The organism is Streptomyces sp. SP18CS02 (assembly GCF_036322365.1).
Classification (GTDB): Bacteria; Actinomycetota; Actinomycetes; order Streptomycetales; family Streptomycetaceae; genus Streptomyces.
In genome coordinates, this window is the sequence record NZ_JAQYXC010000242.1 from 1 (window position 1) to 316 (window position 316).

The 316-nt window shown below is 71.2% G+C and carries 2 protein-coding genes; both read left to right on the forward strand.

Annotated features, from left to right (window positions below):
- Window positions 1-103: FMN-binding protein (locus PUR26_RS02350; RefSeq protein WP_329868625.1), on the forward strand; the 103-nt coding region annotated here is incomplete at its 5' end.
- 17 nt (window positions 104-120) lie between these two features.
- The coding region (locus PUR26_RS02355; protein ID WP_329868623.1) for a hypothetical protein at window positions 121-316 on the forward strand (196 nt) is incomplete at its 3' end.

A 316-nucleotide genomic window follows, 5' to 3' on the forward strand; every position in this document is an offset into this window, starting at 1 on the left:
CACCGCGCAGAGCGCGCGCATCGACGCCGTCTCCGGCGCCACCTACACCAGCCAGGGCTACATCACCTCCCTCCAGAGCGCCCTCGACGAGGCAGGCCAGTGACCGGGGAAGCGTTGCGCATGCGCCATGTCGTGCACCTCATGGGGACCGTGGTCTCGTGCGACATGCGGCTGGCGGCGGAGTCGGCGTCGATGCGCGCGCTCTGCGCGGTGCCGGCCGCCTGGTTGAGCTTGGGTTCGGCGTGGGAGGCGATCTTGCGGCTGCGAGGTACCGGCCACGGTGGTCCCGGGTTGCTTCAGCGCCAGGAGCAGCACC